General features: G+C 58.8%; 14 protein-coding genes. 5 read left to right on the top strand and 9 right to left on the bottom strand.

The genetic code is table 11. The features are described from left to right. Positions 1-10: 10 nt before the first annotated feature. From B472_RS08015 to B472_RS08005, 3 genes are read left to right on the top strand one after another with little or no spacing between them, the layout of a single operon-like run. Positions 11-931, top strand: coding sequence for a glyoxylate/hydroxypyruvate reductase A (locus B472_RS08015; RefSeq protein WP_019426698.1), 921 nt, complete (start codon positions 11-13; stop codon positions 929-931). Between the two features lie 16 nt (positions 932-947). After that, on the top strand, positions 948-1,856 hold the full coding sequence (locus B472_RS08010) for a hydroxymethylglutaryl-CoA lyase (RefSeq protein ID WP_019426697.1): 909 nt from the start codon (positions 948-950) through the stop codon (positions 1,854-1,856). 3 nt (positions 1,857-1,859) lie between these two features. Continuing rightward, complete coding sequence (locus B472_RS08005; RefSeq protein WP_019426696.1) at positions 1,860-2,096, top strand: DUF1289 domain-containing protein; 237 nt, start codon at positions 1,860-1,862, stop codon at positions 2,094-2,096. A 21-nt stretch (positions 2,097-2,117) separates the two neighbouring features. Here the strand turns inward: B472_RS08005 and B472_RS08000 are convergent, their stop codons facing one another. Further along, positions 2,118-2,720, bottom strand: coding sequence for a universal stress protein (locus B472_RS08000; RefSeq protein WP_081504950.1), 603 nt, complete (start codon positions 2,718-2,720; stop codon positions 2,118-2,120). Positions 2,721-2,731: 11 nt separating this feature from the next. Here B472_RS08000 and B472_RS07995 point away from each other — a divergent pair, with 11 nt between their 5' ends. Next, positions 2,732-3,370, top strand: coding sequence for a 2-hydroxychromene-2-carboxylate isomerase (locus B472_RS07995; RefSeq protein ID WP_019426694.1), 639 nt, complete (start codon positions 2,732-2,734; stop codon positions 3,368-3,370). Between the two features lie 112 nt (positions 3,371-3,482). On the opposite strand, the gene B472_RS07990 is transcribed toward B472_RS07995, so the two are convergent. From B472_RS07990 to B472_RS07955, 8 genes are all read right to left on the bottom strand, one after another. After that, positions 3,483-5,597, bottom strand: coding sequence for a sodium:solute symporter family protein (locus B472_RS07990; protein WP_019426693.1), 2,115 nt, complete (start codon positions 5,595-5,597; stop codon positions 3,483-3,485). Further along, on the bottom strand, positions 5,594-5,857 hold the full coding sequence (locus tag B472_RS07985) for a DUF4212 domain-containing protein (protein ID WP_019426692.1): 264 nt from the start codon (positions 5,855-5,857) through the stop codon (positions 5,594-5,596). Before B472_RS07985 ends, B472_RS07990 begins: the two co-directional genes overlap by 4 nt. Before the next feature lie 79 nt (positions 5,858-5,936). Continuing rightward, on the bottom strand, positions 5,937-6,554 hold the full coding sequence (locus B472_RS07980; RefSeq protein WP_019426691.1) for a tetratricopeptide repeat protein: 618 nt from the start codon (positions 6,552-6,554) through the stop codon (positions 5,937-5,939). Continuing rightward, positions 6,545-6,841: a hypothetical protein gene (locus B472_RS07975; protein WP_019426690.1), complete on the bottom strand. Its 297-nt coding sequence runs from the start codon at positions 6,839-6,841 to the stop codon at positions 6,545-6,547. The genes B472_RS07980 and B472_RS07975 overlap by 10 nt, the downstream gene beginning before the upstream one ends. A gap of 330 nt (positions 6,842-7,171) precedes the next feature. Beyond that, a complete protein-coding gene (locus tag B472_RS07970; RefSeq protein ID WP_116798632.1) occupies positions 7,172-7,444 on the bottom strand; it encodes a hypothetical protein in 273 nt (90 codons plus the stop codon). 181 nt (positions 7,445-7,625) lie between these two features. Continuing rightward, positions 7,626-9,383 (bottom strand): MFS transporter, encoded by a 1,758-nt coding sequence (locus B472_RS07965; RefSeq protein ID WP_019426688.1) that lies wholly within the window; start codon positions 9,381-9,383, stop codon positions 7,626-7,628. Between the two features lie 415 nt (positions 9,384-9,798). Further along, positions 9,799-10,101 carry a DUF4212 domain-containing protein gene (locus B472_RS07960; RefSeq protein WP_019426687.1) on the bottom strand — a complete coding sequence of 101 codons (303 nt, stop codon included), beginning with the start codon at positions 10,099-10,101 and terminating at the stop codon, positions 9,799-9,801. A gap of 116 nt (positions 10,102-10,217) precedes the next feature. After that, a complete protein-coding gene (locus tag B472_RS07955; RefSeq protein WP_019426686.1) occupies positions 10,218-11,516 on the bottom strand; it encodes a DUF294 nucleotidyltransferase-like domain-containing protein in 1,299 nt (432 codons plus the stop codon). Positions 11,517-11,667: 151 nt separating this feature from the next. Here B472_RS07955 and uvrA point away from each other — a divergent pair. After that, positions 11,668-14,886, top strand: a 3,219-nt coding sequence (uvrA, locus tag B472_RS07950; RefSeq protein WP_026039492.1) for an excinuclease ABC subunit UvrA, incomplete at its 3' end; no start/stop codon positions are given.

The raw sequence follows: 14,886 nt of genomic DNA, 5'->3' as shown, positions 1-14,886 counted from the left end.
AAATCGGCTCATGAACATCACCATCTGTTTTGACAAGCTCGACCCTGCGCCCTGGGTGCAGGGCTTGCAAAAGGCTTTCCCCGAGGCCACCGTCTCTGCTTGGGCGCCTGGCGCACCGCCTGCCCAGCAGGCCATCGTCTGGGCCCCGCCCCAGCAGTTCATCGACGAGCAGCCGGGTCTGCAGACCTTGTTCAACATCGGCGCGGGCGTGGATGCCTTGCTCCAGCTGAAATTGCCGCCCAGCCTGAAAGTGGTGCGGCTGGACGACGCGGGCATGTCGGTGCAAATGGCCGAGTTCGTGTGCCATGCGGTGATCCGGCATTTCCGGGAGTTCGATGGCTACGACGCCGACACCCAAGCGGGCAAATGGTCGTACCGCAAACCCCGTAACCGCGCCGACTTTGCCGTCGGCGTGATGGGCCTGGGTGTGCTGGGCGAGCGCGTGGCCAAAGCGCTGCAGGTGTTTGATTTTCCGGTCAACGGTTACAGCCGCAGCCCCAAAGACTTGCCCGGTATCCGCTGCTTCAGCGGGGCGCAGGCCTTGCCCGACTTTTTGGCCGCCACGCGCGTGTTGGTCAACCTGTTGCCGCTCACGCCCGACACCGAAAACATCCTGAACCACGCCACCCTTTCGCAGCTGCAAAAGGGTGGCTATGTCATCAATGTGGCGCGCGGCAAGCACCTGGTGGACGAGGACCTTCTGGCCCTGATGGACAGCGGGCATCTCGCCGGCGCCACGCTCGATGTGTTCCGTACCGAACCATTGCCCGCTGGCCATGTGTTTTGGCAACACCCGAAAATCACCGTCACGCCCCACACCTCGGCCCGCACGTTGCGTGAAGAGAGCATCGCCCAGATCGTGGGCAAAATGCAGGCTTTGCAGCGCGGTGAATCGATCAACGGTGTGGTGGACGCCCTGCGCGGTTATTGAATACTCAGAGAGCACCATGAACCTTCCTTCTCGCGTTCAACTCATCGACGTCGGCCCCCGCGACGGTTTGCAAAACGAAAAACAAACCGTGCCTGCAGAGGTCAAGATCGAACTGGTGCACCGCCTGCAGGCCGCAGGCCTGACCGAGATCGAGGTCACCAGTTTTGTGTCCCCGAAGTGGGTGCCGCAGATGGCCGACAACGCGGTCGTGATGGCAGGTATCCAGCGCCAAGCGGGTGTGCGCTACTCGGTGCTCACGCCCAACATGGTGGGTTACCAAGCGGCGGTGGCCTCGCGCCCCGACGAGATTGTGGTCTTTGGTGCCGCCAGCCAGGCCTTCAGCCAAAAGAACATCAACTGCTCGATTGAAGACAGCATGGAACGCTTTGCGCCGGTGGTGCAAGCCGCACTGGCGGCAGGCATGGCGGTGCGCGGGGCCATGAGCTGCACGGTGGGCTGTCCTTACGAAGGCGAGGTCTCGCCAGCCAGCGTGGCCCATCTGGCGGGTTTGATGAAACAGATCGGCGTGCAGCGCGTGGATGTGGCAGACACCATCGGTACCGGCACACCGCTCAAGGTTCAAAAAGCCATTGAAGCCACGCAAAAGCATTTCGACATCGACCACATCTGCGGCCATTTTCACGACACCTATGGCCAGGCACTGGCCAACACCTTGGCTTCGCTGCAGATGGGGGTATGGAACTTCCAGTCCTCGGTGGCGGGTCTGGGCGGCTGCCCTTATGCCAAAGGGGCCACGGGCAATGTGGCCACCGAAGATGTGGTGTACATGCTCAATGGCATGGGCATCACGACCGGTATTGACTTGGACAAACTGGTGGATGCAGGCGCTTTCATCAGCCAATTTTTAGGCCGCCAACCCAACTCGAATGTGGCCAAGGCCATCCTCAACAAGCGGGCGGGCTGAGCCATGAAGCCGCACTTCAAATTGTTGGCGCAGCGTGCCAGTCAGGTGCTGGCATTTGAAGAGCCCCATGTGCCATCGCCCTGCGTGTCGGTGTGCCTGATGCACCCCGAGGGCGGGCACTGTGAGGGGTGTTTGAGAACCCTGCCCGAGATTGGCAACTGGGGCCGCATGTCGGATGAGGCCAAGCGTTTGGTGTGGCGCAACATTCAGCAGCGCCTGGTTTTGGCCTCAGAGGGCTGAAATCGCGCGGGTCTGATGGGGTCAACGGTCACGCGCCACCACGATCAACACGTTGCAGGGTGACTCTTCGACCAGTGATTTGGCCGTCGAGCCACTCCACCAGCGGCGCAAAATGTTCTTTTCGTGCTTGTGGCCCACCACGATCAGGTCGGCTTGGGCGCGCTCTGCAAATTGCGTCAGCTCGTGGATGATCTCCCCTTTCAGGATCTCCCCTTTCGCCGCAAAACCCATGGCTTGCAGGGTGTTCACCCCCTGAGCCAGTTGCTCTTGGAGTGTTTCTTGAAGAGGTTCCGGGTCCACCGAGGTGTAGTAACCCATTTCCATAGACCCCACATCCAAGGGGTTGGGGGCCACGGCCACCAGCGTCAATTGTGGTTGGCCCCAGTGGGCCAGTTCTTTCAGTTCAATCAAGGCCTTTTGGCCCGAGACCGATCCGTCATAAGCCAAGATGATGTGTTGGTACATGTGCGCCTCTTTGAACGACTGAAAAGCTGTGATGCTGTGGGGCATCGCACGGTTGGGGTTGAATGACAAAATCATGGGCTGCAACGCCCGGATGCGCAAGCTGGTGTTGACCCTAGGGCGTGCACGGTGTGACTGAACCGATTGACAGATTCCATTCATTGAGAGTTGCCATGAAAACCATTGCTTTTTATTTTGATTTCATCTCGCCCTATGCCTGGTTGGGTTTTGATGCCTTGCCCCAAGCCTTGCAAGGCATCAGCCACCGGGTGGTGCACAAGCCGATTTTGTTTGCTGCGCTGCTCAAGCACCATGGGCAACTGGGGCCGGCCGAGATTCCTGCCAAGCGCGATTGGACTTACCGCCAAGTGCTGTGGCAAGCACGGCAACAAGGCACGCCCTTGCAGCTGCCTGCCATGCACCCGTTCAACCCCTTGGGCTTGTTGCGCTTGGCCACCGCCAGCGATGTGGGCGGCGAGCCCAGCCGCTGGGTGTGCGAGAAAATTTTCCGCCATGTGTGGTGTGCCGGTGGCGATGCCGCCGATGCGGAAAGATTGCAACAGCTCACGGCAGAGCTCCAACCTGTTTTGGATCCGAGCAGCCCAGCGGTCAAGCAAGCCTTGCAAGCACAGACCGAAAGCGCTGTGGCGCAAGGCATCTTTGGCGTGCCGACCTGGGTGGTGGATGGCCGTCACTTTTGGGGGCAAGACGCCTTGCCCATGCTGCGGGCCTATCTGCAAGGCGACCCTTGGTTCGATGGCCCGGACTGGCAAGCGCCGTCCTTGTGTGGTGTCGGGGTGCGGCGTTTATGATTTGACGGGCCACGCACAAGCGCCATAAAAAAACCCCGATCGCTGAATGCGATCGGGGTTTTTTATGAGAAGGGTTCAGGTTGGCAAGACAGGTCTTGCCAACATCGACCTTTTAGTGAGCAGCAGACCCTTGTGAGGTGGTGCCGTCAAAGCTGGGGAAACGAACGTTCTCGACCATTTCCTGCACTTCTTGGTCCGGTGCCTTGGTCAGCAGCGACACGATGATGATCACCGCGAAGCCCAATGGCACGCCGAAGATACCAGCCGAGATGGGGGCGATGTCCCACCAGGTGTTGGCCTTCAGGATTTCAGGCGTCAACGAACCCTCATGGAACAAGCCGTACATCCAAGGATGGGTCTTGGTCATGTAGTAGAACGAGATGCCCAAACCAGCCAACATGCCCAGCGAAGCGCCCCATTTGTTGGCACGCTTCCAGAAGATGCCCAGGGTCAACGCAGGGAAGAAGGCTGCCGCAGCGAACGAGAAGGCCGCAGACACGAGGAACAAAATGTCCGCCATGCGCAGGGATGCGACATAAGCCGCCGCCAAGGCCACAAACACCAAAATGGCTTTGGAGATCGCGACACGGCGGTTGGCCGAGGCGTTGGGGTCGATCACTTTGTAGTACACGTCGTGCGACAAGGCGTTGGCAATGGTCAGCAACAAGCCATCGGCTGTGGACAAGGCCGCGGCCAAACCACCGGCTGCCACCAGACCCGAAATCACGAACGGCAAGCCGCCGATTTCAGGTGTGGCCAAGACCACGATGTCACCGCCCAAGCGGATCTCTGCCAACTGCAAGATGCCATCTTTGTTGATGTCAGAAACTGCCATCAGTGTGGGGTCGACCACGTTCCAGCGGGCAATCCATCCCGGCAACTGGTCAAACGGTGTGCCGACCAGGATCGTGTAGATGTCGAACTTGACCAGCACCGCCAAAGCAGGCGCCGTGAAGTACAGCAAAGAGATGAAGAACAGCGACCAAGCCACCGACTCACGCGCTTCACGCACCGAAGGCACGGTGTAAAAGCGCATCAGGATGTGTGGCAAAGCAGCCGTACCGATCATCAAACAGAACACCAGCGCCAAGAAGTTCTTACGGGCCACATCCCGGGCAGCGTCGTCTTTGCCTGGGAAGGGCTCAGCATGGCGCAGGGGTGGGTTGGCACGGGGTGCATTGGCAGCGCGCGCAGCGGTGTAGGCCGCTTTGGCAGCCGCTTCGTCTTTGGGCAAACCAGCCAAAGCCTTTTCAGCGGCCTGGATGTCAGCTGCCGGTGCGTTGGCGGCCTTCAGGTCTTCCAGCTTTTTGGTGGCTGCTTCTTTGTCAGCGGCCATGGCTGCTGGCACGTCTTTCAGCTTTTCAGCGGCTGCATCGGCACGTGCTTTGAAGATACCGCGAACTTCGAGTTCTTTGGGGTCTTTCAGCAGTTGCTCTTCTTTGGCGGTCACTTTTTCAAGCAAATAGCCATAAGAGACTTGCGGCAGAGGATTGCTGGTGTGTTTCACCGACAACCAAACCACGGGGATCATGTAAGCCACGATCAGGATCAGGTATTGGGCCACCTGGGTCCAGGTCACAGCGCGCATACCGCCCAAGAACGAGCACACCAAGATACCGGCCAAGCCGACATACACGCCCACGTCGAAGGAGAGACCTGTCAGACGGGCTGTGATCAGGCCCACGCCGAAAATCTGCGCCACCACGTACACGAAGGACACCAAGATGGCCGCAAACACGCCAATAAGACGCGCCATGTTGCCGCCGTAGCGTGCGCCCAAAAAGTCAGGGATGGTGAACTGGCCAAACTTACGCAGGTAAGGCGCCAAGAACAAAGCCACCAAACAGTAACCGCCAGTCCAGCCCAAGATGAAGGCCAAACCGCCGTAACCTGTCAGGTAAAGCGTACCGGCCATACCGATGAAGGAAGCCGCCGACATCCAGTCAGAGCCGGTGGCCATGCCGTTGTAAATGGCCGGCACGCGTCGGCCCGCCACATAGTACTCGGCCGCATCGTTGGTGCGACTGATCACACCAATGCCGCCGTACAAGAGCACGGTGGCGGCCAAGAAGGCGTAACCGATGTACTCTTTGGGCATGCCCATTTGCTCAAGGATGGCGAGCACGATGACGAAGGCCGCAAAGCCACCGCCGTAGAAAAGGAAGACCTTGTTCAGAGATTTCTGAAACTGGCTTTGGGTTTGCCCCACTCCGTCAAATACGCTCATGACTCTTCTCCTTCTGCCACGCCATATTCCTTGTCAAGGTTGTTCATGTAGCGGGCGTAGTACCAAATGATCAGGCAGTACACGATCAATGCGCCTTGGGCTGCAACCCAAAACGAGAACGGCCAGCCAAAAAAGCTGAACGTCAAATCACGCGAAAAGTACAAAAGTACGAACGTGACAAAGAACCACAGGGCCAGCAAGAGCCCCGTGATCCTTAAGTTTTTGCTCCAGTATTCCTGGTGCCTTGCAGTGAGCTGCATTGTCTTCTCCTTCTCGTTAAAAAATCAAACTACCAACTGTCACATTTGAATTTCTTGCCCCCAATCAGAGGGCAGGGACTCACATGAGCGTGTTCAACTTGAGCCCGGTTTCTCGCTCGAGTTGTGCGGCGACCTTGGGCTCGAAACCGTTCAGGTGGCGCATGACTTCCAGCGCCTTTTCGGGGGCATGCATCTCCATGTGCACGCGGGCCATTTGGTACCAGGCGTAGGGGCTCATCGATTGCAACTTGGTGTTGCGCTCAAAGGCCACCAAAGATTCTTCAAAACGCCGTTGACGCACCAGCACCAAGCCCAGGCCATACCAAGCGCGGTCCATTTTTTCGTCTATTTGGAGGGCGGCCCTGAACGCGTGTTCTGCTTCTTGGCTGCGCCCTAATTCTTCGCAGACAAACCCCACGTTGAAGTGCGAATTGGCGTTGGCCGGGGTGAGCGCCAACGCGCGCTCGAAAAAGCCCAAAGCCTGAAGCAAGCGCCGATCGTTCAATTCATTGAAGCCCAGGCTGTTCAGAGCCAAGACGTCCTGGGGATTGAGGTCCAGGATCTCTTGAAACACCGCATGGGCTTTGCTGCGCATGCCCAGCACCAAAAAAGCTTTGGCCTGCAGGCGCAGCCAAAAACACTTGCCGCGATTGGAGGTGTTGACGCCGGTGGGCGAGAGATGGGTTTTCACTGACATGTGGCGATTCCCAGCTCGAGGCAGAGGTCAATTTTCAATTGCAACACCAGCACCCAAGCGATGAGCAACCAGCTGCTGGTGGCCAAGGGGATGTGCTGGTCGAGGATCAATTTGGGGCTGATCTTGCGTGTGAGCCAAAGCGCGGGCTTGGAGGCCACGTCGAGCAGCTGGTAAAAAACATTGGTGTCGCGTTTGGCGCCCGCCAGCAATCCCAGCAAGAAACGCCCAATGATGAACATCAAAGAAAGTTCAATCAGACTCTTGGCGATGACGACAGCGAGCAGCATAAGGTTCCATTTTTGGGGCGACCGGATCAATTTTTTTGGATTCTAGGGGCAAGTTTGCAATCGTCCAAACCCAGCGAGCCCCATTCAAAACCTGACCGCAGCGGTTGAAAAACCTTTTTTTTTGATGTCTATTCGGTGGCCTCACTCGGGGAAATTGCCAAGCTGACAAATGCCTGACAAATTGCTGTCCGAAGGCTTACAGACTGGGCGATGTGGGTTCGAGGGAAAACACTTAGGCAAATTGCGCCGATTCACAGCGCAAACGCAGGCTGTGGCCTGCTCTGTTGGCCGTCATGGGGCGCCCATCGGATGGGACGCAGAAGTGCAGCGTCAGCGGCGCAAGCGAGCAATCAGTTGCGCCAGCAGCAGTACAGGGGCCAAAATGATCAGGTTGGAGATCAGGCCGGCGGCGATTGCTTGGCTGAGCGACTCCGTGCCGCCAGACAGGGTGCTCGGCACGATCACGGCCACGAACACCACGCCCGCGATCAAGGGCAGCACGCGCCCTGTCACCGAGGATGTTCTGAGCATGGTGACCACCAAGGCAATGATCAGACCAATGCGAAACACGTCGCTCAATTGCGACAACACAAGCTCAATCACAGTGTCATTTCCTTTTCCGAGCAACGAGCATGAAGTTTGCCATGGTCTGCGCCTTGCAAATCGGGCTGGGTTGGACCAACCCGATTTGGAAGAAGCCAACCGGCCCGTTGCCTTGTCAGGGGCAACGCAGCCGTGAGGCCCGAGCTCGGTTGTTTGCAACCGAGTCGGGTCGACGTTGAACTTATCGGGCGTCGCGGTCGCCGGCGAAGATGTCCTTTTTGTGCGTGCCGCCTGGCACAAACAAGGTACCGATCACCACCGTCATGACCGCAATCACGATGGCATACCAGAGGCCGGAGTAGATGTTGCCGGTCTGCGCAGAGATCGCAAACGCTGTGGCCGGCATCAAGCCACCGAACCAGCCGTTGCCGATGTGGTACGGCAAAGACAGGCCCGAGTAACGGATGCGTGTGGGGAACATTTCAACCAGCATGGCGGCGATGGGGCCATAGACCATGGTCACGAGCAGGACCAAGTAGGTCAAGATCACAATGATGGTCATCTTCTGTGCCGTGAAGATGTCCATAAAACTGCTGGCCTTGGCAATGGTTTTGTTGTCAGCAGGCACCAGGGGGTAACCCGCTTGTTTGAGGGCTGCGTTCAGGCTGCTGTCGAAAGCGGCTTTGGCCTTTTTCAGATCATCGCCAGTCAGCTTGCCTGCGTCATAAGACTCGATGGCTGTTTCGCCCACCTTCACGATGGTCAGTGTGCCAGGGGCAGCGCCTTCTTCGGTGGTGTAGTTCACCGAAGAACGTGCCAGTTGAGCCTTGGCAATGTCGCAAGACGAGGTGAATTTCACAGTGCCCGTGGGGTTGAACTGGAAAGAGCAATCTTCAGCCGAAACCTTGACGGAAACGGGCGTCTTGTGTGCTTGGTAAATGGCGGGGTTGGCCGTTTCAGTCAAAAAGCTGAACACGGGCAAGAAGGTCGCCGCAGCCAAGGCGCAGCCGGCCAAAATGATCGGCTTGCGACCAATGCGGTCCGACAAAGAGCCGAAGAACAAGAAGCCGCCTGTACCCAAGATCAGCGACCAAGCCACCATCACGTTGGCCGTGAAGCTGTCGATCTTGATGACGTTCTGCATGAAGAACAAAGCGTAGAACTGGCCGGTGTACCAAACCACAGCTTGACCCGCCACCAGACCCAGCAAAGCGATCAGGGCGATCTTGCCGTTTTTCCAGTTGCCAAAGGCCTCACTCAAAGGCGCCTTGGAGGTGCGGCCTTCTTCCTTCATTTTCTTGAAGGCAGGGCTTTCGTTCATCTGCAAGCGGATGTACAGCGAAATCGCCAGCAAGAAGATGGAGCCAATGAAAGGAACACGCCAGCCCCAGGCATTGAATGCCTTGACCATGGTGGGGTTGCCGTCGGCCATGAGCACGGCCACGCCGTCTTTCATCAAGGGCACGTCGGGGTAGTTGCCGTTGACATAGCCTTGCACCGACAAAATGACGATCAGCGAGAGCAGCAGGCCCAAAGTGGCCGTGGTCTGAATGAACGCCGTGAAGTAGCCGCGCTGATTGGCAGGCGCGTGTTCGGCCACATAGATGGCCGCACCACCGTATTCACCGCCCAGAGCCAGGCCTTGGGCCATGCGCAAAAGGATCAGGATGATGGGCGCAGCAACGCCCCAGCTTTCGTAGTTGGGCAGCACGCCCACCAGGAAAGTGGAGACGCCCATGATGACGATGGTCATCAAGAAGGTGTGCTTGCGACCAATCATGTCGCCCAACATGCCGAAGACCAGCGCGCCGAAGGGGCGCACGATGAAGCCCGCGGCAAAAGCGAGCAGGGCAAAAACGTTGCGGGTGTTTTCTGGGAAGGCGGTGAAGAATTGCGCACCAATGATGGCGGCCAGTGCGCCGTAAAGGTAAAAGTCGTACCACTCAAAAATGGTGCCGGCTGAAGAAGCCATGATGACCTTCTTCTCCTCCGGCGTCATCGGACGGGAGCGTTCCCGCACGTTGGTTGACTGTTCTGTTGTTGACATGTCGTTTCCTCAAGGGATGTCGGGTTTCAAAGCCCGGCGGTTTAGGTAAATCCTGTACTGATGGGCGGGTGGAGTGCCTGCCACATAATTACCTTATAAATTTAGGCTTGTTAACTTACTCGGAGATTTCATCGGCTATAAGATGCCGCCAATCCTAGGGTAAACACTTAAATTGAGGCGGCGGGCACTTGATTTGCCTGCAGATCAATTGGCAGCATGCGCGTGTTCAGGTTGAACCATAGCGATGGCGCCACATCTTGTTTTGACCCAGATCAACGGGCGAAGATCTGTTGAAGGCCGTGCGAATGCTGAATAAGATGGCACGCGCCTCACACGGGCCTGGTGTGGGGGTGCGCTGAACGCACAATCAGTCAGATGCGTGCGGGTCTGAGAGAGAAGAACGATGGGATGCCGCGCTGAGTTGGGCAACTTCTTCGGCCTCCCAGCGGTTCATGAGCCATGCATAAAGCACCACGATGGCCATGAAAATCAGCAAAGAGCCTTGTGCGGCCATCCAAAAATAAAGAGGCCAACCATTGATTTCGATGGCCAAATCGCGAGCAAAAAAACCAGGCCCAAAACTGGTCAACAGCCAAACCGACAACAAGCCCCACTTCAAACGGTTTTGACGTTTTTTCAGCGCGGCAGATGGCGTGTGAATTTCAGGCATGCGCAAGGATACGCAAAAACCCATGGCGCTTGTTGGCGCAATGCCACACCGATATTCGGTGTTTACCCTTGCATGTAAAGCGGGTGCATGGCAAGCACTGCAGAGCGCCCAAAGTTTCAAAGCAAGCCTGAGGGGTAGCGCTGGGCCCAGACATCTTGCAGCGATTGAATGACCAACAAGGCGTCGCGCAGATGACCGCGTTCGAAATTCGACAGTTCTTGCAAATGCAGGTGGTTGTCAGGCTCCAGGCCACGCCGCATGCAAAAGGTTTGGTGGGCGATGCGCAGTCGGGACACGAACTCGAAAGCGTCCCGCAAGTCGTGCGAACTGGACTCAGACAATTCACCCCGTTTCGAGGCTTTTTCGATGCGGTCACGGGTGTTGACTTCGAGCAAGCCGGACTCCAAGGCGCAGATGCGGGCCAAATCCACGATGGGGGTGATGGCATGGTTTTTCAGGTCGACCGTCCCGGCGTGCGCGCCGCTGTGGCTGCTGGCGATTTGGCCAAACAAGTTCAGTGGCGGGCGTTGCCGTTGTGCATTGTTCACCACATGCGCCAAAAACAGGCTTTTTTGGGGCGTATGCGCCAGCACGTCTTGGCGCAATGCCTGAAGCAATTCGAGTTGGCCGTGAACCGCCCGCAGATCAAAAAAGACCGTGATCAGCATCAAAGCCTTGGGCTCAGGATTTTCTGTCCAGCGTTGAAAATACCGACGCCAAACGTGCAAGGGTTGTCGCCATGTGTCGGTCATGGCCATCATCTCACCCGGACAGTGGATGTAGCCGCAGGCGGCCAAGCCGTCACAGACCTGGCGAGCCAAGGTCTTGAAATAGTCGCCATGCAAGTTTGGCTCATACGCATCGTCCAAAATCATGCAGTTGTCTTGGTCCGATTTGGCGGTTTGTTCGCAACGCCCTTGCGAACCCGCCGCCACCCACACATAGGGCACAGGCGGTGGTCCCAATGCCGACTCGGTCAGCGCAATCAGGCGACAGGTCAAAGCATCGGTGATGGCCGTGATGATGTGACCGGTTTGGTAGGCGCTGGCGTTGGCTGCACTCAAATGGTTTTGCAGGGCCTTGACCCGTTGACCGATGCCCACCAGCCCTTCGAGCGTGGTTTGTCGGTGGATGTCGCGCGCCAAGTGCACCGGCGCTGTGCTTTGCTGGCGCATCAGGTCGGATGCGCTGACCATGCCCATCCAGCGCAGGGTGCGGGCCACTTCGAGCACGCTGGCATTCAATGGCAAGGTGAGGGGGTTGCGCTGAACCAAGGCTTGCAGTGGCATGCCGAACAAGCTTGCGTTTTCAGCACGTTCTTGGGCTGAATCGGGCAAGGCGATGGCCTTGGGTGCTGCGGCGTGATCGGTGCTCACCATGGACATGTTCTGGCCTCGCTCTTTTTGGGTGAACACGGTGATTTCATTTTGTCATTTGCCAGGTTTGTGCGGCTGAAAAGTCGTCTGTTTTCATGATCCCGGTCAAGAAAAAGGGACAAACGTGACTTGTTCAAGGTGCATGGGGCGCGGCCCTAGAATGTTTGGCCTCCACCCCACAAAGCCCAGCATGTCCCAAGGTCTCATTCGCATCCGTGGTGCCCGTCAGCACAACCTCAAAAACCTCGACTTGGACATCCGCACCGGTGAACTCACGGTGGTCACCGGCCCCAGCGGTTCGGGCAAGTCGAGCCTGGTGTTCGACACGCTGTACGCCGAAGGCCAGCGCCGCTATGTGGAGACCTTCAGCGCCTACGCCCGGCAGTTTTTGGACCGCATGGACAAACCGGCGGTGGACAAAGTTGAAGGCGTGCCCCCGGCGATTGCGATCGATCAGACCAACCCGGTGCGCAGCTCACGCTCTACCGTGGGCACCATGACCGAGCTGAACGACCACCTGAAATTGTTGTTCGCCCGTCTGGGTCAGTTGTTCGACAAGGACACCGCGCAGCCGGTGCGCCACGACAACCCCGACACGATTTACGCCGAACTGGCCCAGCGTGCCGCCCAAGCGGGCGACCCGCGCTTGTACCTGACCTTCCCGGTCGAGCTGCCCGCCAACACCAGCGCTGAGCAAGTGGCGCAGTGGCTCTCGGCCAGCGGCTTCACCAAAGTGCAGGCTGAACGCGAAGTGGCCACACCCACCGGCCCGCGCAAGGTGCTGGACGTGATCGCCGACCGCTTTCGCATCGGCAATGCCGAAAAAGCCCGTGTGGTTGAAGCCATCGAAGTGGCCCTGAAGCGCGGTGGCCGCTTGAATGTGTATGCCGATCAATTGGGGTCTGACCCCAATTTCTCCGCTTCTTCCTCCCCTGAGCCTGCCTTTGACATCTGGCGCTTTTCGACAGGCCTGCATTGCCCCGACAGCGACCAACGTTACACCGACCCGATCCCATCGATGTTCTCCTTCAACTCGGCCGTGGGCGCGTGCGAGACCTGCCGGGGGTTTGGCCGGGTGATTGGGGTCGATTACGGCCTGGTCATTCCCAACCCCAAGCTCACTTTGCGGGCCGGGGCCATCAAGACACTGCAAACACCCGCCTGGCAAGAGAACCAGGACGACCTGATGCGCCACGCCGAGGCCGCAGGCATTCCGCGCGACACCGCCTGGGACAAGTTGACCCAGGCACAGCAAGACTGGGTGATCCACGGTTCGCCCGAATGGAAGGGCCGCTGGAACCACCAGTGGTACGGCGTGAAGCGCTTTTTCGATTACCTCGAGAGCAAGGCCTACAAGATGCACATCCGGGTGCTCTTGTCCAAGTACCGCAGTTACACCGAGTGTCCGACCTGCCACGGGGCGCGTTTGAAGACCGAGAGTTTGCTCTGGCGCATTGGCAGCCATTCGGACGCCGACGGGGTTCTGCCCGTAGAAAAGCGCTTCATGCCTGCGGGCGTGAAGTGGACGCGGGCGCAATTGGAGGCGCTGCCGGGTTTGAGTCTGCACGACATGATGATCATGCCGCTGGACCGCTTGCGTTTGTTCTTTGACCGGGTGTCGGCTTCTGACGTTCGATCCACCACAAGGTCTGCGTCAGAGCGGGGGGCGGGCGACGATTTTGGCGTACCCCCGCCTCATGAGGAGCCCGCCCCCCGCGCTGATGCAGACCGACTCTCAGCAGAACCCACGAGCCGAGGCCCCAGCGCCGAACAAAAAGCCCTGCAGCTGCTGCTCGAAGAAATCACCACCCGCCTCAAATACCTGTGCGATGTGGGCATTGGCTACCTTACCCTCGACCGCCAAAGCCGCACATTGAGCGGCGGTGAAGTGCAACGCATCAACCTCACCACCGCCCTGGGCACCAGCTTGGTCAACACCTTGTTTGTGCTGGACGAGCCCAGCATTGGCCTGCACCCGCGTGACATGCACCGCATCACACAGGCCATGCACCGCCTGCGCGACGCGGGCAACACCCTGGTCGTGGTCGAGCACGACCCGGCGGTGATGATGGCCGCCGACCGCATGATCGACATGGGCCCCGGGCCTGGCGAGCGCGGCGGGCAAATCGTGTTTGACGGCACCACCGCCGACCTGCGCAAGGCCGACACGCTCACAGGTGCCTACCTGGGCGGCCGCAAGCAAGTGGGCTTGGGCTTCAAACGCATGGTGTCTGACAGCACGCCGCGTTTGATTTTGGAAGGCGCACGCGAGCACAACTTGCAAAACATCAGCGTGGACTTTCCGCTGCAGCGCTTGGTCACCATCACCGGCGTCAGCGGCTCGGGCAAGTCGAGTTTGATTCAGGACGTACTGGCCCCGGCGCTGATGCGCCACTTTGGCAAAGCCACCGAAACACCCGGCGCGCACGACCGCCTGCTGGGCGCAGACCACCTGAGCGATGTGGTGTTTGTGGACCAGTCACCCATCGGCAAAACCGCACGATCCAACCCGGTGAGCTATGTGGGCGCGTGGGACGCGATCCGCGAGATTTTTGCCACCGCGCCGCTGTCACGTCAGCGCGGCTACACCGCCAGCAAGTTCAGCTTCAACGGTGGCGATGGCCGCTGCCCAACCTGCGGCGGCTCGGGTTTCGAGCACGTCGAGATGCAGTTTTTGAGCGACGTGTATTTGCGCTGCCCCGATTGCGACGGTAAGCGTTACCGCCCCGAAATTCTGGAGATCACCATTGAGCGCCAGGCCATCGGCGGCGCGGTGCGGCACCTCCATGTGGCCGACATTTTGCAGCTGACCGTGAGCGAAGCGGCGGCATTGTTTGCGCAAGACCGCGAAGTCATCCGCGCCCTGCAACCGATTGTGGATGTGGGCTTGGAATACGTGCGCCTGGGCCAGCCCGTGCCCACCTTGTCGGGCGGTGAGGCACAGCGCCTCAAGTTGGCTGGCTTTTTGGCCGAGGCGGCCAAAAGTGCGTCCAAGAGTCGCCAGAGCCTGGCGCGCAAGGGCACGCTGTTTTTGTTTGACGAGCCAACCACCGGTCTGCATTTTGACGACATCGCCAAGCTCATGCGCGCATTGCGCAAGCTGCTCGAAGCGGGGCATTCGCTCATCGTCATCGAGCACAACCTGGATGTGATCCGGGCCAGCGATTGGCTGATCGACTTGGGCCCAGAGGGCGGCTATGCCGGGGGCTTGGTCGTGGCCGAGGGCACGCCCGAAGATGTGCGCCAACACGCGACATCGCACACGGGGCTGGCGCTGCGGGAATACGCTGAGTCCATGGGTGAGGTGCATGGTGTGGCTGAGCGTTTGGGTTTCTATGGGGGCGAGGCTGCGGTGTCGGCGGGTTCCTCATACGGCGGGGGTACGCCCAAATCGTCACCCGCCGACACC

The organism is Limnohabitans sp. Rim28, from assembly GCF_000293865.2.
Lineage (GTDB): Bacteria > Pseudomonadota > Gammaproteobacteria > Burkholderiales > Burkholderiaceae_C > Limnohabitans_A.
Note: the sequence above shows the minus strand (reverse complement) of the source record. Positions and strands in the feature narration are given on the sequence as shown.